The organism is Staphylococcus simulans, from assembly GCF_025561465.1.
GTDB classification, from domain to species: domain Bacteria; phylum Bacillota; class Bacilli; order Staphylococcales; family Staphylococcaceae; genus Staphylococcus; species Staphylococcus simulans.
Genome location: NZ_CP095100.1, coordinates 1,328,492 through 1,347,008 on the forward strand (window position 1 = coordinate 1,328,492; position 18,517 = coordinate 1,347,008).

22 protein-coding genes are annotated in these 18,517 nt (G+C 34.6%); all 22 read left to right on the forward strand.

What is annotated here, in order from left to right; all coding sequences use genetic code 11:
* Nucleotides 1-110 precede the first annotated feature (110 nt).
* The 22 genes from alaS (at nucleotide 111) to holA (ending at nucleotide 18,489) form a co-directional block, all read left to right on the forward strand.
* Nucleotides 111-2,741: an alanine--tRNA ligase gene (gene alaS / locus MUA87_RS06155; RefSeq protein WP_262550281.1), complete on the forward strand. Its 2,631-nt coding sequence runs from the start codon at nucleotides 111-113 to the stop codon at nucleotides 2,739-2,741.
* Nucleotides 2,742-2,809: 68 nt separating this feature from the next.
* A complete protein-coding gene (locus MUA87_RS06160) occupies nucleotides 2,810-3,073 on the forward strand; it encodes an IreB family regulatory phosphoprotein (RefSeq protein WP_023015119.1) in 264 nt (87 codons plus the stop codon).
* A 3-nt stretch (nucleotides 3,074-3,076) separates the two neighbouring features.
* On the forward strand, nucleotides 3,077-3,502 hold the full coding sequence (gene ruvX / locus MUA87_RS06165) for a Holliday junction resolvase RuvX (RefSeq protein ID WP_002481101.1): 426 nt from the start codon (nucleotides 3,077-3,079) through the stop codon (nucleotides 3,500-3,502).
* Nucleotides 3,503-3,526: 24 nt separating this feature from the next.
* Nucleotides 3,527-3,838: a DUF1292 domain-containing protein gene (locus tag MUA87_RS06170; RefSeq protein ID WP_002481100.1), complete on the forward strand. Its 312-nt coding sequence runs from the start codon at nucleotides 3,527-3,529 to the stop codon at nucleotides 3,836-3,838.
* 242 nt (nucleotides 3,839-4,080) lie between these two features.
* Nucleotides 4,081-4,722: an O-methyltransferase gene (locus tag MUA87_RS06175; RefSeq protein ID WP_156666496.1), complete on the forward strand. Its 642-nt coding sequence runs from the start codon at nucleotides 4,081-4,083 to the stop codon at nucleotides 4,720-4,722.
* Entirely contained in the window at nucleotides 4,719-5,642 is a 924-nt protein-coding gene (locus MUA87_RS06180) for a peptidase U32 family protein (RefSeq protein ID WP_262550283.1), read from the forward strand. Before MUA87_RS06175 ends, MUA87_RS06180 begins: the two co-directional genes overlap by 4 nt.
* 12 nt (nucleotides 5,643-5,654) lie before the next feature.
* Nucleotides 5,655-6,926 (forward strand): peptidase U32 family protein, encoded by a 1,272-nt coding sequence (locus tag MUA87_RS06185; protein WP_107540091.1) that lies wholly within the window; start codon nucleotides 5,655-5,657, stop codon nucleotides 6,924-6,926.
* Nucleotides 6,926-7,552 (forward strand): uridine kinase, encoded by a 627-nt coding sequence (udk, locus tag MUA87_RS06190; protein WP_002481096.1) that lies wholly within the window; start codon nucleotides 6,926-6,928, stop codon nucleotides 7,550-7,552. Before MUA87_RS06185 ends, udk begins: the two co-directional genes overlap by 1 nt.
* A gap of 25 nt (nucleotides 7,553-7,577) precedes the next feature.
* On the forward strand, nucleotides 7,578-8,060 hold the full coding sequence (greA, locus tag MUA87_RS06195) for a transcription elongation factor GreA (RefSeq protein ID WP_002481095.1): 483 nt from the start codon (nucleotides 7,578-7,580) through the stop codon (nucleotides 8,058-8,060).
* Between the two features lie 207 nt (nucleotides 8,061-8,267).
* Nucleotides 8,268-8,954, forward strand: a complete 687-nt coding sequence (locus tag MUA87_RS06200; protein WP_262550285.1) for a 5'-methylthioadenosine/adenosylhomocysteine nucleosidase — start codon at nucleotides 8,268-8,270, stop codon at nucleotides 8,952-8,954.
* A 20-nt stretch (nucleotides 8,955-8,974) separates the two neighbouring features.
* Nucleotides 8,975-9,502: a YqeG family HAD IIIA-type phosphatase gene (locus MUA87_RS06205; protein WP_002481093.1), complete on the forward strand. Its 528-nt coding sequence runs from the start codon at nucleotides 8,975-8,977 to the stop codon at nucleotides 9,500-9,502.
* Nucleotides 9,503-10,600, forward strand: coding sequence for a ribosome biogenesis GTPase YqeH (gene yqeH, locus MUA87_RS06210; RefSeq protein WP_262550287.1), 1,098 nt, complete (start codon nucleotides 9,503-9,505; stop codon nucleotides 10,598-10,600). It abuts the gene before it with no gap.
* A 12-nt stretch (nucleotides 10,601-10,612) separates the two neighbouring features.
* Entirely contained in the window at nucleotides 10,613-11,422 is an 810-nt protein-coding gene (gene aroE / locus MUA87_RS06215) for a shikimate dehydrogenase (RefSeq protein ID WP_262550289.1), read from the forward strand.
* Nucleotides 11,423-11,713: a ribosome assembly RNA-binding protein YhbY gene (yhbY, locus tag MUA87_RS06220; RefSeq protein WP_002481090.1), complete on the forward strand. Its 291-nt coding sequence runs from the start codon at nucleotides 11,423-11,425 to the stop codon at nucleotides 11,711-11,713. It abuts the gene before it with no gap.
* A gap of 3 nt (nucleotides 11,714-11,716) precedes the next feature.
* Complete coding sequence (locus MUA87_RS06225; RefSeq protein WP_002481089.1) at nucleotides 11,717-12,289, forward strand: nicotinate-nucleotide adenylyltransferase; 573 nt, start codon at nucleotides 11,717-11,719, stop codon at nucleotides 12,287-12,289.
* Nucleotides 12,279-12,863: a bis(5'-nucleosyl)-tetraphosphatase (symmetrical) YqeK gene (gene yqeK, locus MUA87_RS06230; RefSeq protein ID WP_002481088.1), complete on the forward strand. Its 585-nt coding sequence runs from the start codon at nucleotides 12,279-12,281 to the stop codon at nucleotides 12,861-12,863. Before MUA87_RS06225 ends, yqeK begins: the two co-directional genes overlap by 11 nt.
* Entirely contained in the window at nucleotides 12,864-13,214 is a 351-nt protein-coding gene (gene rsfS / locus MUA87_RS06235; RefSeq protein ID WP_002481087.1) for a ribosome silencing factor, read from the forward strand.
* Nucleotides 13,215-13,931, forward strand: coding sequence for a class I SAM-dependent DNA methyltransferase (locus MUA87_RS06240; protein WP_103363659.1), 717 nt, complete (start codon nucleotides 13,215-13,217; stop codon nucleotides 13,929-13,931).
* Nucleotides 13,932-13,984: 53 nt separating this feature from the next.
* Nucleotides 13,985-14,668, forward strand: a complete 684-nt coding sequence (locus tag MUA87_RS06245; protein WP_262550292.1) for a ComEA family DNA-binding protein — start codon at nucleotides 13,985-13,987, stop codon at nucleotides 14,666-14,668.
* Nucleotides 14,669-14,738: 70 nt separating this feature from the next.
* Nucleotides 14,739-15,200 carry a ComE operon protein 2 gene (locus MUA87_RS06250; RefSeq protein ID WP_002481084.1) on the forward strand — a complete coding sequence of 154 codons (462 nt, stop codon included), beginning with the start codon at nucleotides 14,739-14,741 and terminating at the stop codon, nucleotides 15,198-15,200.
* Nucleotides 15,201-15,207: 7 nt separating this feature from the next.
* Nucleotides 15,208-17,445, forward strand: coding sequence for a DNA internalization-related competence protein ComEC/Rec2 (locus tag MUA87_RS06255; RefSeq protein WP_262550294.1), 2,238 nt, complete (start codon nucleotides 15,208-15,210; stop codon nucleotides 17,443-17,445).
* A gap of 69 nt (nucleotides 17,446-17,514) precedes the next feature.
* Entirely contained in the window at nucleotides 17,515-18,489 is a 975-nt protein-coding gene (holA, locus tag MUA87_RS06260) for a DNA polymerase III subunit delta (RefSeq protein WP_262550296.1), read from the forward strand.
* Nucleotides 18,490-18,517 lie beyond the last annotated feature (28 nt).

Below are 18,517 nucleotides of genomic sequence, written 5' to 3' on the forward strand. Positions count from 1 at the left end.
CTAGGGTGGTACCGCGATGCATTCGTCCCTTTGAGGATGAATGCATTTTTATTTTGTGAAAGAACCTATACGGCAATGTTTTAAATATGTATATTAGGAGTGAGTTATTTATGAAGCGATTAAAAGCGAGTGAAATCAGACAAAATTTCATTGATTACTTTAAAGAAAATGGACATATGGTCGAACCTTCTGCACCTTTAGTACCGATTGATGATGATTCATTATTATGGATCAACTCAGGTGTTGCGACATTAAAAAAATACTTTGATGGACGAGAAATTCCAAAAAAACCACGTATCGTGAACGCGCAAAAAGCGATTCGTACAAACGATATTGAAAACGTTGGTTTTACTGCACGCCACCATACTTTCTTTGAAATGTTAGGGAACTTTTCTATTGGTGATTATTTCAAACGTGAAGCGATTGAATTTGCTTGGGAATTCTTAACTAGTGATCGTTGGATGGGTATGGAACCTGAAAAATTATACGTGACCATTCACCCTGAAGATATGGAAGCTTTCGATTTATGGCACGATGTCATCGGTTTAGATGAAAGCCGTATTATTCGTATTGAAGGCAACTTCTGGGATATCGGTGAAGGTCCATCAGGTCCGAACACAGAAATCTTCTATGACCGTGGTCCAGACTATGGTCAAGATGATCCGGCTGAAGAAATGTATCCAGGTGGCGAAAACGAACGTTACTTAGAAGTTTGGAACTTAGTATTCAGTGAATTCAACCATAATCCAGATCATACGTATACACCACTTCCAAATAAAAACATTGATACCGGCATGGGTCTAGAACGTATGGCATCGATTGCGCAAAATGTACGTACTAACTATGAAACTGACCTATTTATCCCAATCATTGAAGAAGTTGAACAAATTTCAGGTAAGAAATATCAACAAGATGCTACGCAAGATGTTGCATTCAAAGTCATTGCGGATCATATCAGAACCATCGCATTCGCAATCGGTGACGGCGCTTTACCAGCAAATGAAGGCCGCGGTTACGTCTTACGTCGTTTATTACGTCGTGCAGTTCGTTTCAGCCAATCTTTAGATATCAACAAACCATTTATGTATGAACTTGTCGATACAGTGGCAGACATTATGGAACCTTACTATCCAGAAGTAAAACAAAAAGCAGATTTCATTAAACGTGTCATTAAATCTGAAGAAGAACGTTTCCACGAAACATTAGAAGAAGGCTTAGCAATTTTAAATCAATTTATCAAAACAGCTAAAAAAGGCGATAAAATGATTAAAGGTGAAGATGCGTTCAAATTATATGATACGTATGGTTTCCCAGTTGAATTGACTGAAGAAATCGCTGGTAACGAAGGTTTAAGTGTCGATATGGTGACATTCGAAACAGAAATGCAGCAACAAAGAGATCGTGCACGTCAAGCACGTCAAAATTCACAATCAATGCAGATTCAAAGTGAAGTGTTGAAAAATATTACGACAGATAGTGAATTTGTCGGTTATACACATACAGATTATCAAACGGAGTTAACAGACTTAATTTATAATGGCGAAGCGGTAGAACAAGCAGATGCGGGTGAAACAGTTTACTTTATTTTAAGACAAACACCATTCTACGCTGTTTCAGGTGGTCAAGTGGCTGACCAAGGTACAGTCGGCAATGACAACTTCGAAATTGAAGTGACTGAAGTAACGAAAGCACCAAATGGTCAAAACTTGCATAAAGGTATCGTGCAATTCGGTCAAGTCACAAAAGGCGCACAAGTCGACGCTTCAGTTAACCAAGAAGAACGCCGTGCTATTACGAAAAACCATAGTGCAACCCACTTATTACATGCTGCGCTGAAAGAAGTGTTAGGTGACCATGTCAATCAAGCAGGTTCACTCGTTGAAGGCGAACGTTTACGTTTTGACTTCTCACATTTCGGTCCTGTGACTAAAGAAGAATTAGAACAAATTGAACGTCGTGTCAATCAACAAATCTGGAACGGCATCAATGTTTCAATCAAAGAAATGCCGATTGAAGAAGCCAAAGCTTCAGGTGCAATGGCATTATTCGGTGAAAAATATGGCGATATTGTCCGTGTTGTAGATATGAAACCATTCTCAATTGAATTATGCGGCGGTATTCATGTTCAAAACACATCAGAAATCGGTTTATTTAAAATTGTCAGCGAATCAGGTACAGGTGCTGGTGTCAGACGTATTGAAGCCTTAACAGGTAAAGCAGCATTCTTATACCTTGAAGGTATCCAAGATAAATTCAATGAAGTGAAACACTTAGTGAAAGCTAAAGACGATACACAAGTGGCTGAAAAAGTAACGCACGTGATTGACAGCGAAAAACAATTACACAAACAATTAGAACAACGTAACCAAGAAATCACTGCACTAAAAATGGGCAGCTTAGATGATCAAGTTGAAGACATTAACGGGTTGAAAGTATTAGCGTTACAAGTAGAAGCAGACAATGCGAAAGCCTTAAGACAAACTATGGATGATTTCAAATCTAAATTACAAGATGCGGTCATTATTTTAGCAAGTGATGTCGGTGGTAAAGTTGCTTTAGTTGCGACGGTACCGAAATCAGAGACAAATAAAGTCAAAGCAGGCGACATTATTAAAGAAATGGCACCTGTTGTCGGCGGTAAAGGCGGCGGTCGTCCAGATATGGCACAAGGCGGCGGCAGCGAGCCAAGTAAGATAACAGATGCATTACAATTCATTAAAAACTACATTAAATCACTATAATCTCCTTGCACTCTCATGTAGAATAGAGGATGTATCAGCCTACTATAGTAGAAGGAGTGTGTAGTAAAATGAACAATTTTGATAAAACAATGCGTTTCAATATTGAAGAAGTACCAAAAGATGATGTTAAATCCGTGCTGACTAATGTGTATCGTACCCTTGAAGAACGTGGTTATAATCCAGTAAACCAAATTGTAGGATATTTACTTTCAGGAGATCCTGCGTATATCCCACGTCATAACGAAGCAAGAAATCAAATCAGACGTATCGATCGTGATGATATCATGGAAGAACTTGTTTCTAATTATTTGAAGGTATCAGATAAAGAATAATCAATGTTATCACATAAAATTATCGGATTAGATGTTGGCAGCAAAACAGTCGGCGTTGCTGTGAGCGACTTAATGGGTTGGACTGCTCAAGGCTTAGATACACTCCGAATCAATGAAGAAGAAAATGAATTAGGTATAGACCGCTTGGCAGCTATCATCAAACAAGAGGATGCAGATACTGTCGTGATAGGATTACCGAAGAACATGAATAATTCTATTGGATTTAGAGGCGAAGCTTCGTTAAAATACAAAGAAGCACTCCTTGAAGCATTACCAGATCTTAAAGTGGTAATGTGGGATGAGCGCCTAAGTACAATGGCAGCTGAAAGGTCATTGTTAGAAGCAGATGTTTCTAGAAAAAAACGCAGCAAGGTCATCGATAAAATGGCAGCTGTGTTTATCTTGCAAGGCTATTTAGATTCACTTTAATTTACCGTAAAAGGAGCGTTATTTATGTCAGAGAAAAATCAAAATCAAGAAGCGGAATTACAAATCAATAACGATGAGGAATTATTAACTTTATTCGATGAAGAAGGCAATGAAGTCCTTTATCGTAAAGTATTAGAATTTTATCATCCTGAATTTGACAAAGAATATGTCATTTTAGCTGAAGAAGGCGAAGCGTCAGACGACGATGATATGATTGAATTAATTCCGATGATCAATGTCCCAGATGAGTCTGGTGACGGCGGTAAATTCTTACCAGTTGAAACTGAAGAAGAGTGGGACATGATTGAAGAAATCGTTAACACTGAAATGGAATAAATGAGCAGTTATGAAGCGGAGGTTATCCTCCGCTTTTTTCGTGCCTCGAAATCCAATTTTCACTTGACTCATAACAAAGTATTTTGCAGATATTCATTCTGAGTACTTAATATTCAATAGGTTTTATGGTAAAATATGTAAAGTTAAATAATGATATGTGCAACAGCGATATAAGAATCAGTCAAACTGCGACTGATTTATTTTTATTCTTTTGTACATTGTATGGATAAAGGAAGAGAAATATGAGCAAAAATGAAAGTTATTTAGTTGCGTTATCACAAAAGCATTCCCATCCATTAGAAAGATTAAGACCTTATGCGATAGAACATGAGGTACCGATTATTCATCCTTTATCATTAGATATGATCAAACAGTTGATACGCATCCATCAGCCTAAGCGTATTTTAGAAATCGGTACTGCTATTGGCTATAGCGCTATGCATTTTGCGTCTGTTGATCCTTCTGTGCATATATGGACGATTGAACGTGATAAAAACATGTATCAACAAGCTGAACAAAACATTGAAGACTTTGGATATCAAACGCAAATTCATATGATTTATGGAGATGCGAGAGAAACATTTGACCAAGTCTCTGATACACTGTTCGATATGATATTTATCGATGCGGCAAAAGCACAAACAAAGAAATTCTTTGAACTGTATACCCCCATGCTTAGAGAAGGCGGTTTAGTCGTCATTGATAACATTTTATATCATGATTTTGTTGCTGATATTGATGTGGTTCGCAGCAGGAATATTAAACAAATGGTGAAGAAGATTCAAAAGTTCAACGCATGGTTAAATGATAACGAAGCATATCAAACAAACTTTTTAGATATAGAAGACGGTTTAGCAATAGCCGTAAAAGGAGACTCGAAATGACAGAATTACTCGTGACACCTAAATCAGTCGCACATATTGAGACTTTAATTGAAAAAGGTGCTGATGCTTTTGTAATAGGCGAACAAAAGTTCGGTTTACGCTTAGCAGGTGAATTTGATCGTACTGCGATGAGAGAAGCGGTCGATATCATTCATGCACATGGTAAAAAAGCATATGCGGCTGTTAACGGTATTTTTCATAACTATCACTTAAACGCTGTAGAAGATTATATTGATTTCTTACACGAAATCAGAGTAGATCGCATTATCTTCGGTGACCCGGCAGTCGTGATGTATGTTAAAGCACAACAAGACCCGATTGCTTTGAACTGGGACGCTGAAGCATTAGTCACAAACTACTTCCAGTGCAATTACTGGTGTAAACGTGGTGCGAAACGTGCTGTACTTGCGCGCGAATTGAATTTAGAAGAAATCTTGAACATTAAAGCACATGCGGATGTTGAAATTGAAGTACAAGTCCATGGTATGACATGTATGTTCCAATCAAAACGTATGCTGCTCGGCAATTATTATACATTCCAAGACAGACAAATGAAGATAAAACGTAATGAAACAGACAAGGATTTATTGTTATACGATGAAGAACGCGAAAATCAATATCCTGTGTTTGAAGATTATAACGGCACACATATTATGTCACCGAATGATATCTGTTTGATTGAAGAGTTAGAGCCGTTGCTTGAAGCGGGCATCGACAGCTTGAAAATTGATGGTGTATTACATACAGAAGAATATATTAACGTATGTACAGAACAATATAGAGAAGCCATTGATTTATATCATGAAGACCCTGAAGCTTATGAAGATGAAAAATTCATGCTCGTTGATCCGATTGAAGCCATTCAACCAGACCATCGACCATTCGATGAAGGATTCTTATTCAAACATACCGTTTATTAAGGAGGAAAAATCTTGGTTACTCAAGTTAAAGAAGTAAAAACACAACCTAAACGCCAAGTGAAAAAGCCAGAGTTGCTTGCACCTGCAGGTAACTTGGAAAAACTGAAAATTGCTGTACATTATGGGGCAGACGCAGTCTTTTTAGGCGGACAAGAGTATGGACTCCGCTCTAATGCTGATAACTTCACAATGGAAGAAATCAAAGAAGGCGTTGAATTCGCATCACAATACGGTGCAAAAATTTATGTCACAACAAATATCATCGCGCATGATGAAAATATGGATGGTTTAGAAGATTATTTAAGAAATTTAGAAGCCACAGGCGCAACAGGAATTATTGTTGCGGACCCATTGATTATTGAAACATGTAAACGTGTCGCACCTAAACTTGAAATTCATTTATCAACACAACAATCACTAAGTAACTATAAAGCAGTAGAGTATTGGAAAGAAGAAGGTTTAGATCGTGTTGTACTTGCACGTGAAACAGGCGCAATGGAAATGAAAGAGATGAAAGAAAAAGTAGATATCGAAATCGAAGCTTTTATCCATGGCGCAATGTGTATCGCATATTCCGGCCGCTGTACTTTAAGTAATCATATGACAGCACGTGACTCTAACCGCGGCGGATGCTGCCAAAGCTGTCGTTGGGATTATGACTTATTAGAAGTCGATGAAGATGGCGACTTAGACTTGTTTTATAAAGAAGAAGAAGTCGTTCCATTTGCGATGAGTCCTAAAGACTTGAAGTTAATCGAATCTATTCCAAACATGATGGATATCGGTATTGATTCACTTAAAATCGAAGGACGTATGAAATCAATTCACTATATTGCGACTGTTGTTTCTGTCTATCGTAAAGTGATTGATGCTTATGCAGCAGACCCTGACAACTTTAAAATTAAACCAGAGTGGTTAATAGAATTAGATAAATGTGCTAACAGAGACACTGCTTCTTCATTCTTTGAAGGCACACCAGGTTATCAACAACAAATGTTCGGTAATGAATCTAATAAGAAAACACCATATGATTTCTGCGGTTTAGTGTTAGACTATGACAAAGAAACAAAAATGGCGACAATTCAGCAGCGTAATCACTTTAAACCTGGACAAGAAATTGAATTCTTCGGTCCTGAAATCGATAACTTTACACAAGTCGTCGAAGCGATTTATGACGAAGAAGGCAATGCATTAGATGCTGCACGTCACCCACTTCAAATTGTTCAATTTAAAGTGGATCATGATATTTATCCAAACAACATGATGCGAAAGGAAATAGGATAATGAAAGCCACTACCATTATAGGCATTGCAGGCGGTTCTGGATCAGGTAAAACATCAGTCACAAACGAAATTCTGCATAATTTAGAAGGTCATAGTGTTGCATTAATTGCACAAGACTACTATTATAAAGACCAATCACATTTAACATTTGAAGAACGCTTACAAACGAATTATGACCATCCGTTTGCGTTCGATAATGATTTATTGATTCAAAATCTAATCGATTTACGCAATGGTATACCTGTAGAGGTACCCACGTATGATTATGTCAATCATACGAGAAGCCCTGAAACCATTGCATTTCAACCGAAAGATGTTATTATCGTAGAAGGAATATTTGCACTAGAAAACAAAACATTACGTGATTTAATGGATGTTAAGATTTATGTCGATACCGATGCAGATTTACGTATCTTAAGACGCTTGATGCGTGATACGAAAGAGCGAGGTCGCTCTATGGAATCTGTCATTGATCAATATATGTCTGTCGTACGTCCGATGCATAATCAATTCATCGAACCGACTAAACGTTATGCGGATATTATTATCCCTGAAGGCGGCAGCAATAAAGTTGCTATCGATATAATGACGACAAAAATCCAATCATTAATACAAAATCAACAGTAACACTTGAGTAAAGGAAGATGAAAATATGGAAAACCAAAAACAATATCCAATGACCCAAGAAGGTTTTGAAAAGCTAGAACAAGAACTTGAAGAATTAAAAACTGTCAAACGACCTGAAGTCGTAGAAAAAATCAAAGTTGCACGTTCTTTCGGGGACTTATCTGAGAACTCTGAGTATGATGCAGCGAAAGATGAACAAGGCTTCATTGAACAAGATATCCAACGTATTGAACACATGATTCGCAATGCATTGATTATTGAAGATACAGGCGATAACAATGTGGTACAAATCGGGAAAACTGTGACATTTGTTGAACTGCCGGATGGCGATGAAGAAGTGTATCAAATTGTTGGGTCTGCAGAAGCAGATGCATTCAATGGCAAAATTTCAAACGAATCACCGATTGCAAAAAGTTTAATCGGTAAACACCTAGAAGACGAAGTTCGTGTACCACTTCCAAACGGTGCAGAAATGAAAGTGAAAATTACTAATATTCAATCACAATAATCATTTATCACAAAGGCTGATATCGCTTTATGATAAATAGATAACAAAGGGTTGGTGATACTTTTGTTTGAAGCTTGCTTCAAATGGACAAAAGTAAAGCGCCAACCTTTTTTATGTGATGATCGTGGTGAACATGGTCTTTGGTCGTTGCACTAGACAAATTATGATAAAATATCACTGATAGTTCATTTGAAAGGGGAAATGGCAATGATAGGAATCATTGGCGCAATGGAAGAAGAAATAATGATATTAAAAGAACATATTGAGGGTTTAGAAGAAGTTACCATTGCTCATGTAAAATTTTATAAAGGTAAAATTAATGATAAAGCAGTCGTCTTGACGTTAAGCGGTATCGGTAAAGTTAACGCAAGTATCTCCACTGCTTTACTTATTCAACAATTCTCCCCAGAGGCAATTTTGAATACAGGTTCTGCAGGGGCGCTGGATCACTCGTTGAATGTGGGTGATGTCTTAATTGGAACAGAAGCGATGTATCATGATGCGGATGCGACGGCATTTGGTTATGAATTGGGACAAATTCCGAATATGCCGATTGAGTATGAAGCGGATGATAACTTAGCAGAATTAGCACAAGCTGTTATTGAGAAACAAAACTTAACAGGTCGCTTAGGTATGATTGTCAGCGGCGACAGTTTTATCGGTGAAGTTAAACAACGTGAATACATTAAAGAACATTTCCCTAAAGCTATGGCTGTAGAGATGGAATCTGCAGCAATTGCACAAACATGTTATCAATTTAACACACCGTTTATTATTACAAGAGCAGTATCAGATTTAGCGAATGGCGAAGCAAATATTACGTTTGATGAATTCATTGGAGAAGCAGCGAAAACATCAAGTGAAACTGTACTCCAAATGTTAAAATCATTATAAAGATAAGGTGGATTAATGTAATGGGAATTTTAAGTAGGAATTTTATGCCGAATGCTTATGTTAAATCAATCCATGAAATAGACTTTGATCAGTTAGCAGAAAACGGAATCAAAGGCGTTATTACGGATTTGGACAATACATTAGTAGGTTGGGACGAAGCTGATCCGACACCGGCAGTCATTCATTGGTTTAATATGTTGAATGAAAAAGGTATCAAAGTGACAGTGGTTTCAAATAACCATCAAGGCAGAGTATCTAGTTTCTGCCAACCACTCAAAGTCAACTATATCTTTGAAGCTAAAAAACCGATGGGAAAAGCCTTTAAACATGCATCAGAACGTATGGGATTAAAACCTGAAGAGACTGTTGTTATTGGCGATCAAATGATGACAGATGTCTTTGGCGGTAATAGACGTGGCATGTATACTGTTATGGTTGTTCCTGTTAAAAAAACTGATGGATTTATCACGAAATTCAATCGAATTATTGAAAGACGTTTATTACACAGATACAAAAGAAAAGGCTATATTAAATGGGAGGAAAATTGATTGACAGAAACGAAATGTATTGGATGCGGTGCGACTTTACAAGCCGATGATCCAAAGAAACCAGGTTATGTGCCAGCGCACAATCTGCATAAAGAAGATGTGATATGTCAACGCTGTTTCAGATTAAAAAATTATAATGAGATTCAAGATGTGGGTATGGATAGCCAAGATTTCTTGGACTTATTAAATCATCTTGCAGATAAAAAAGGACTTGTAGTCAATGTTGTAGATATCTTTGATTTTGAAGGTTCCTTCATAAATGCTTTAAAGCGTATTGTAGGGAATAAAAAAGTGATTCTTGCAGCGAATAAAATTGATTTATTACCTAAACAAATTAATAAACGCCGTGTTAAAGATTGGTTGAAAAAATCCGCGCGAAAATATGGGCTGGAAGCGGAAGATGTTGTTTTAATTTCTGCAGAAAAAGGATACGGCATTCAAGATTTATTAGAAGCTATCCAACAACACCGAAAACAAGAAGATGTTTATATCGTAGGCACAACCAACGTTGGAAAATCTACATTAATCAATAAACTGATTGAACAAAGTGTTGGTGAAAAGAATGTAGTAACAACTTCACGATTCCCAGGAACAACTTTAGATTTAATAGATATTCCATTAGACGATCATTCATTTATGTACGATACACCTGGTGTCATACAAGATTATCAAATGACACATTATGTTTCTGAAAAAGAACTTAAACAAATTATGCCTAATAAAGAAGTAAAACAACGTGTTTATCAATTAAACGAAGAACAAACACTCTTCTTTGGAGGATTAGCAAGAATCGATTACGTTTCTGGAGGTAAACGCCCACTGGTTTGTTATTTTTCTAATAATTTGCCGATTCATCGGACTAAAACTGAAAAAGCCAATGAGTTATGGCGTACTCAGCTCGGTAAATTATTAGCACCACCAAGTAATAAAGATGATTTTAATTTAGACGAAATGAAAGCAGTACGCTTGGAAACGGGTAAAGAGAAGAGAGACGTAATGATTGCAGGGTTAGGTTTTATAACAATTGGACCTGGAGCAAAAGTTATTGTCAGAGTTCCGAAATCAGTTGATGTTGTATTGAGAAATTCAATCATGTAGCAGGTGATAGTTATGAAATTTGCAGTAATCGGTCATCCTATAGACCACTCGTTATCTCCAATTATGCACGACGCAAATTTTAAAGCGTTAAAGCGAAATGACACGTATGAAGCATTAAACATTCCACCAAAACATTTTCATTTAATCAAAGAAATTATAAATGAAAAACAATTGGATGGTTTTAATATTACTATTCCGCATAAGGAAAACATTATACCTTACCTTGATGAAATAGATTCACATGCCGAAACAATTGGCGCTATTAATACAGTGAAGATTGAAAATGGTCGTTGGTTAGGTTATAACACTGATGGCATTGGTTATGTTAAAGGGTTGCAAGAAGTATATCCAAAACTAGAAAATGCAAAAATATTGCTAATAGGAGCAGGTGGCGCTAGTAAAGGTTTAGCAGCCGCATTGAATGAGATTGTTACAACACCTTTAGCTGTTGCGAATCGTACAATGAGCAGATTCGATACTTGGGATTTATCTGTAGAACAATTAACGCTAAGTGATGCTGAAAAAATGTTGGATCGTTTTGATATTGTCATAAATACTACACCTGCTGGAATGAATAAAAATAAAGATGTAGTGATATCATTAGACAACCTAGCACCTCACACACTTGTTAGTGATATCGTCTATATTCCATCCAAAACGCCGATATTAGCACTCGCTGAAGAAAAAGGTAATCCTATATATAATGGCTTGGATATGTTTGTTAATCAGGGTGCTGAAAGTTTTAAAATTTGGACAGGTCAAACAGCTGATACTGAGGCGATGAAAACGGCAGTAATCGAACAATTAAAAAGGAGAAATTAAATGCTTACAGGAAAACAAAAGAGATTTTTAAGAAGTAAAGCGCATCATGTGAACCCTACTTTTCAAATTGGAAAAGCTGGTTTAAATGAAAATATGATTGAGCAACTAGATGAAATTTTAGAAAATAGAGAGTTAATAAAAATTCATATCTTACAAAATAATATGGATGATAAAAGTGAACTTGCACGAGCTGTAAGTGAAGCAACAAATAGTGAATTGGTACAAGTAATTGGGTCTATGATTGTTCTATACAAAGAATCAAAAGAAAATAAGCAAATTGAATTACCTTAATTAATGACGCAATCAATAGTATTATACGGGGGCCAATTCAATCCAATTCATACAGCACATTTAGCTGTAGCAAGTGAAGTGTATCATCAATTAAAACCAGATCGTTTTTTATTTTTACCCAGTTACATGTCACCACTTAAAAGCCATAATTCTGAATTAAACACAACACATCGTCTAAAGATGTTAGAGATCGCTACAGAAGAATTAGGATTTGGTGAGGTATGCTTGGATGAAATAGAACGACAAGGTCAAAGTTATACTTACGACACACTAAATGCAATTAAATCTGAACATCCTGATTCAAGACTTTTCTTTATTATCGGCACAGACCAATACGAACAATTAGAACGTTGGTATCGTATTGATGAACTTAAACAAATTGTTACATTTGTTGTTGTCAATCGAGGAAAAGAAGTACAGGAAGTATCAGAAGACATGATAGCTGTAAGGATACCTAGAATTGATATCAGTTCATCATTGATTCGTCACCGTGTACAATCAGGTGAATCAATACAAATTCTAGTTCCTAAACAGGTTGAATCATATATCAGAAGGGAGCGATTATATGAAAATTGAAGAAGCTATCAAACTAGTTGAAGAAAAACTGCCAAAGAAAAGATATAAACATTCATTAAGAGTAGCTGAGACAGCAAAACATTTAGCTGAAATCCATAAAGGGGACGTGGAAAAAGCTGAACTTGCTGGTGTTTTACATGACTTTTCAAAATATGATGATTTAGGATATATGTATCAAATTGTAGGTCAGCATAATTTAGACCCAGATTTATTAAGTTATGGTTCAGAAATTTTACATGGCCCAGTCTGTGCGGTTATTATGAAAGAGAAGTATGGTATTACTGATGAAGAAGTATTAGCTGCTATTCACTATCATACGACTGGTCGTGCACAAATGACAAAAACAGAAAAATTGGTTTTTATTGCGGACTATATTGAACCAAAAAGAGAAATACCAGGCGTTGAAGAAATTAGAGGAATGGCAGAACAACCAGGCAACTTAGATCAAACAATTTATGAAATCTCTAAAAGAACAGTGCTATTTTTAATTGGTAAAGATATCAGTGTGTACAAAGCGACGATTGATTGTTTAAACTACTATAATTTCAGTGATGAAAGAATAAAGGATGATTAAATGCAAGTAGAACAAATTTTAGATATAGCGATTAAAGCAGTTGAAAGTAAAAAAGCAGAAGAAGTTATTTCACTTAATTTAGAAGGTATTCATGATATGGCAGACTACTTTGTTATTTGTCATGGTAATAATGAACGTCAAGTACAAGCAATCGGTAGAGCGGTAAAAGAAGCTGCAGATAAAGAAGGTATTAATGTTTCAGTGTTTGAAGGTTTAAACGAAGCAAGATGGATTTTATTAGATTTATCTGGTGTTATCGTACACATCTTCCATAAAGATGAACGCGGCTATTATAACATTGAAAAACTTTATAGAGATGCACCGATGAAAACATATGAGGAAGCTTATTAAATGAGCCAGTATGAAGGCTTTAGCCAATATTATGATGAGCTTACACAAGATCAACCATACAATCAATGGCTAGAAATTATACGACAAGCAACTTCTAAGCGAACTAGTATATTGGATATTGGCTGTGGTACTGGTAGTTTGACGACGTTATTAACTGATTTTAAAAGTGTAACAGGAATGGATTTAAGTAGTGATATGCTCGCAGTTGCTTCCCAAAAGTCTGATTCAGTTAGATGGATTGAGGGTGACATGACAGATTTTGAATTAGGTCAAAATTTTGATGTCATTACTATATTGTGTGATTCATTAAATTATATTACTGATCAACATGATGTTATTGAAACATTTAAGCATGTATATCGCCATTTAAATACTGATGGAACATTTATCTTTGATGTCCACTCAAAGTTTAAAATGAATACGCTATTTGCAAATCAAACATATATTGATGAAACTGAACATATCTTTTTAGCATGGGAAGCAATTCAAGGTGATTTACCTGACAGTGTATGGCATTATATGACTTTCTTTGAACAACAAGACGATGGAAGTTATCGACGTTTTGATGAAGAGCATTTTCAAAAAACATTCAGCGAACAAGCATATATTGAAATGCTTAATGAAGTTGGTTTTAGCCACATTCATACATTTTATGACTTTGATATTAAAAATCATGATGAACAAAGCGATCGCTTATTCTTCATAGTTAAAAAATAAAAGAAGAAAAATCACTCCTTTAAACGTTTAAAAGATAAAGGAGTGAATTTTTTATGTTAGAACAGTTAAAACACTACTATAACCAATATAAGCATTTCTCATGGTTATTGGTTATTGCAGTTATTGTGCTTGCTTTTATTTTAATGAAACTACACTCTGATAGTAGTAACCAAGAAATAGAATCAACTGCTCAAAATGTGAGCAACTCTCATTTAGATAATGACAAACAAAATTTTTCAAATAAGAGAGAATCAAACAAAGAGGCCGACACAGAAACTGAAGCAAATAGAAAAACTAAAGTAGTAGTGGTAGATGTTAAAGGAGCTGTTGAACACCCTGATATTTATGAAATGAAAGATAATCAACGTATAAAAGATGTGTTAAATAAAGCAAAGCTAACGAGCAAGGCTGATTTAACAACTATCAATCTTTCGGAGAAATTAACTGACCAAAAAATGATTTTCATACCAGAAAAAGGTCAAAATCTAACAACAAATAGTAGCATAAGCACCTCTAGTACACAAAGCACTAATAAATCACCACAAACGAAAGTTAACCTTAACAGTGCCAAAGAAAATGAATTAACTACTGTGAACGGCTTAGGGCCTTCTAAAGCAAAGGCGATCATTGAATTTAGAGAAACAAAAGGACCTTTTAATAGTGTGGATCAATTGAAAAATGTTAAAGGTATCGGAGAAAAATCGTTCGAGAAGTTAAAAGAATATTTTACAGTTTAACAATATTGATTTATTACTGTGCAGATTTGTAATAAAATAGTATTGTTATAAGACAAAGGAGGTTCAAAGTGTGGAAAGAATTAAATGGGAAGAATACTTTATGGCTCAAAGCCATTTGTTATCTCTTCGCTCAACATGTACAAGATTATCTGTAGGGGCTACTATAGTGAAAGATAATAGAATCATAGCTGGTGGCTATAATGGTTCAGTTGCAGGTGAAGTACATTGTATTGACGAAGGTTGTTTAATGGAAGATGGACATTGTATAAGAACAATACATGCAGAAATGAACGCGATTCTTCAGTGTGCAAAACAGGGTGTTTCAACTGAAGGAGCAACGATATATGTCACACATTTCCCATGTTTGAACTGTACGAAATCTATTATTCAAGCAGGTATTAAGAAAATCTACTATGCTAAAGATTACCATAACCATGATTATGCTTTAAAATTACTGAAACAATCAGGGATTGAATATAAAAAAATACCATTTGATGCCGATCAAGTTGCAGAATTCTTAACGAAGAAGTGATTCATATTTGATATATATCGCACTTGCATTTTTAGAAGGCATCTTATTGATATATAATAAGCCGCTTGCATACATTCTTGCCGGCTTATTATTTTTAATGTTATACAAAAGAAAGCTACCAATATTATTAACCATATTGATATTATGTCAACCTATAATAAGTTATGAAATTTTCTCTAGCCATATAAAGTCTAATATTCAAGATTTAAAGTGGTTTAAGATTCATAGTCATTTGAATAATCGCATTGAAATTACTCAATTAAAGGTTAAAAACGAAAAATATGTAGAAGGGATAGCAAAATTACAAAATCATTCAGTCAAACTTTTCTATTTTCCAAAGCAAAAAAGTCATTTAATTGAATTGAAAAAGTTACCCTCAAACTTAAATTGTATTGTAGAAGGGCAGCTAAAAGTTGATTCGGATTTTAACGACACGATTTCACTTATGGTAAATAAATTTAATACGAAATCGTGCACTGCTATCGAGTCAAATTCCGTTCATTCAATAATTGAAAAACACAAGGCTTTTTCATTAACTCGCTTAAAATCATATTCTCCATACTGGCAAAATACTTATGCAATGATTACAGGGGATGTCAGTTATATTGATAAAGGTGCAATTGAACTTGATAAAGAAATCGGCATTTATCATCTATTGGCCGTAAGTAGTTCACATGTCGTTGTAATAGCATCTATATTTTACTTTGTATTTAATCGTTTCTCTATTCCTCTTTTTATTACAAAGACTTTTATTATCTTCGTATTGTTTTTATTTGCTTATTATACTAATTTTGCACCGAGCGCTTTAAGAGCAATACTTTGTATGTCCTTAGTCATGATTATTCCAAAAAGATTCTATCAATCATTATTAGACATACTAGCAACAGTCTTCCTTTTTTTATGTGTTACCAATCCTGATATCGTTTTTGATATTGGATTTCAATTCTCATTCTTAATCACTTTTTTCATTATGTTATGCGCTCCAATTTTAAAAACATCAACAACTATACAATCTATGTATGCAATGACATTCATAGCACAAATCGGATCATTTTTAGTGAGTGCGTTTCATTTTAATCAGATTCAGTGGATTGGTTTTGTTGCTAACTTCATCTTTATACCATTTTATTCATTCATTCTATTTCCCATTGCTATCTTAACTTTTTTCTATTATCAATTTTTTGGTTCAAATCTGTTATTAAATCAAATAATCTCGTTTAGTTATTGGTTACATGACACGCTCTTAATTCCGATTTTCAAGCATTTAACATGCTATAGATGGTTTATAGGGGAAATGAACAGCTTACTTTTAGCTGGTACCCTTATTTGGCTCGTATTGATGCTTACGTTAACTACAAATGGCAAAATAAAAAAATCTACTGTTATTTTTATACTTGGAAGTATCATTATTACTTATTCAGCATCATTACCACATTTAAGATTTACAGCACTTAATGTTGGACAAGGAGATTCTTTTTTATTTGAAACAGGAGCTAGACAACGCATATTAATAGACACAGGAGGTAAGGCACAAAACGAAAATGAGCTCTTTGATTTTAGTACCAAGAATGCAAATGCTTCTCATTCTATCAGCAAGTTTCATGTGCTTCCAACCCTCCGTAAAAGGGGTATTTCTTCGTTAGATTATGTCATTATTACACATCCACATGCTGATCATATCGGTGAATTAGATTATATAATTAGCCATGTTCACATTAAACGCTTAATCATTAATTTTAAAAGTTATCCCACTCACACATTAATGCAATTAAAAGACTTGTGTCATAAATATAAAACCACTCTATTAGATGTTAATAGTATTTCTTCGATTAAACTAGGAGATAATAAAATAAAATTTTATAATACGGCAATCACTCAAAGTAAGGATTTAAACGATCATTCAATAATAGCTTTGATACAAACTAAGACATATAACATATTAACAACTGGAGACGCGACAATAAAAAATGAACAGAAGTTGCTATCGAATTATAAACTTCCGAAAATAGATATATTGAAAGTAGGACATCATGGCAGTAAAACAAGTAATAGTGAAGTATATTTAAATACTATTCATCCTACTTATAGTATTATATCGAGCGGGCAAAACAACGTATATAAATTACCTAATAAATCTGTAGTAGATAGATTAAAAAAAGTAGGTACTAAGTTATACAATACGCAAAACAATGGGGAAGTGACTTTCAAATTAAATAAGGAAATTGAGGTGGAAACTGAAAAATAATTATAAATGGTCTGACTATCGGACAAATGATATAATACTTAAGTATGCTAATTTTGAGAGGTGCAAGTTGTGGAAAATAATATTATTACTATTTATGGTGAAGTTCCAGAGCTTATAGAAAAGAAAACGCAAGAACTTACACAACAGTATTTGCAAGGTGAAAAAGATGAATTCAATTATGCAAGTTTTAATTTAAATGAAACTGAAATCAGTGTATGTATTGAAGAAGCTTTAACTTTACCGTTCTTCTCTGACTTGAAGGCTGTTATTGTGAAAAACGCTTATATCTTTACAGGTGATAGAGGTAATAAAGATTTAAATCATAATATAGAGCAACTGCAGGAATTTATTGAAAAATATGATGGTCCTTCATTGGTTATATTTGAAGTTTATAATCCTAAGCTAGACGAGCGTAAAAAGCTTGTTAAAAGCTTAAAAAAATATACAAAACTGGTTAAAATCGAGCAAATGTCTGAAGATGAGCTTAAAAATTGGATTAAGCATACCTTAAATGAACAATATAAGGATATTAAACAAGATGCTTTGAACTTATTTATTGATTTAACAGGTATAAATTTTAACTTAGTTAAACAAGAGTTAGAAAAAATTATCTTATATTTAGGAGATCGTCCAACTATAACTAAACAAGATGTTGAGACAATTGTAAATAGAAGCCTAGAGCAGAACGTTTTCTTATTAACAGATTATATTCAACAAGGAAAAAAAACTGAAGCAGTGCATTTAGTGAATGATTTAACTACTCTAAAAGAAGAACCAATTAAGTTGTTGGCTTTGATTGCTAGTAATTTCAGGTTATATTATCAATGCAAAATTCTAGCTAAAAAAGGTTATTCACAAGCTCAAATCGCTAAAACTGTCAGTGTCCATCCATTTAGAGTGAAATTAGCATTGAGAGCATCTAGACAGTATGATTTGAAGCACTTGATGAATATTATGAATGCATGTGCTGAAACTGATTATAAATTAAAATCTTCGTATATGGACAAACAGCTTATATTAGAACTCTTTATTTTATCCATATAAAAAAAGTTCAAGCAGATGCTTGAACTTT

Coding starts and splice junctions, on each gene's coding strand:
- alaS (WP_262550281.1), top strand. CDS start 111: ATGAAGCGATTAAAAGCGAGTGAAATCAGACAAAATTTCATTGATTAC.
- MUA87_RS06160 (WP_023015119.1), top strand. CDS start 2,810: ATGAACAATTTTGATAAAACAATGCGTTTCAATATTGAAGAAGTACCA.
- ruvX (WP_002481101.1), top strand. CDS start 3,077: ATGTTATCACATAAAATTATCGGATTAGATGTTGGCAGCAAAACAGTC.
- MUA87_RS06170 (WP_002481100.1), top strand. CDS start 3,527: ATGTCAGAGAAAAATCAAAATCAAGAAGCGGAATTACAAATCAATAAC.
- MUA87_RS06175 (WP_156666496.1), top strand. CDS start 4,081: ATGAGCAAAAATGAAAGTTATTTAGTTGCGTTATCACAAAAGCATTCC.
- MUA87_RS06180 (WP_262550283.1), top strand. CDS start 4,719: ATGACAGAATTACTCGTGACACCTAAATCAGTCGCACATATTGAGACT.
- udk (WP_002481096.1), top strand. CDS start 6,926: ATGAAAGCCACTACCATTATAGGCATTGCAGGCGGTTCTGGATCAGGT.
- greA (WP_002481095.1), top strand. CDS start 7,578: ATGGAAAACCAAAAACAATATCCAATGACCCAAGAAGGTTTTGAAAAG.
- MUA87_RS06200 (WP_262550285.1), top strand. CDS start 8,268: ATGATAGGAATCATTGGCGCAATGGAAGAAGAAATAATGATATTAAAA.
- MUA87_RS06205 (WP_002481093.1), top strand. CDS start 8,975: ATGGGAATTTTAAGTAGGAATTTTATGCCGAATGCTTATGTTAAATCA.
- aroE (WP_262550289.1), top strand. CDS start 10,613: ATGAAATTTGCAGTAATCGGTCATCCTATAGACCACTCGTTATCTCCA.
- yhbY (WP_002481090.1), top strand. CDS start 11,423: ATGCTTACAGGAAAACAAAAGAGATTTTTAAGAAGTAAAGCGCATCAT.
- MUA87_RS06225 (WP_002481089.1), top strand. CDS start 11,717: ATGACGCAATCAATAGTATTATACGGGGGCCAATTCAATCCAATTCAT.
- yqeK (WP_002481088.1), top strand. CDS start 12,279: ATGAAAATTGAAGAAGCTATCAAACTAGTTGAAGAAAAACTGCCAAAG.
- rsfS (WP_002481087.1), top strand. CDS start 12,864: ATGCAAGTAGAACAAATTTTAGATATAGCGATTAAAGCAGTTGAAAGT.
- MUA87_RS06240 (WP_103363659.1), top strand. CDS start 13,215: ATGAGCCAGTATGAAGGCTTTAGCCAATATTATGATGAGCTTACACAA.
- MUA87_RS06245 (WP_262550292.1), top strand. CDS start 13,985: ATGTTAGAACAGTTAAAACACTACTATAACCAATATAAGCATTTCTCA.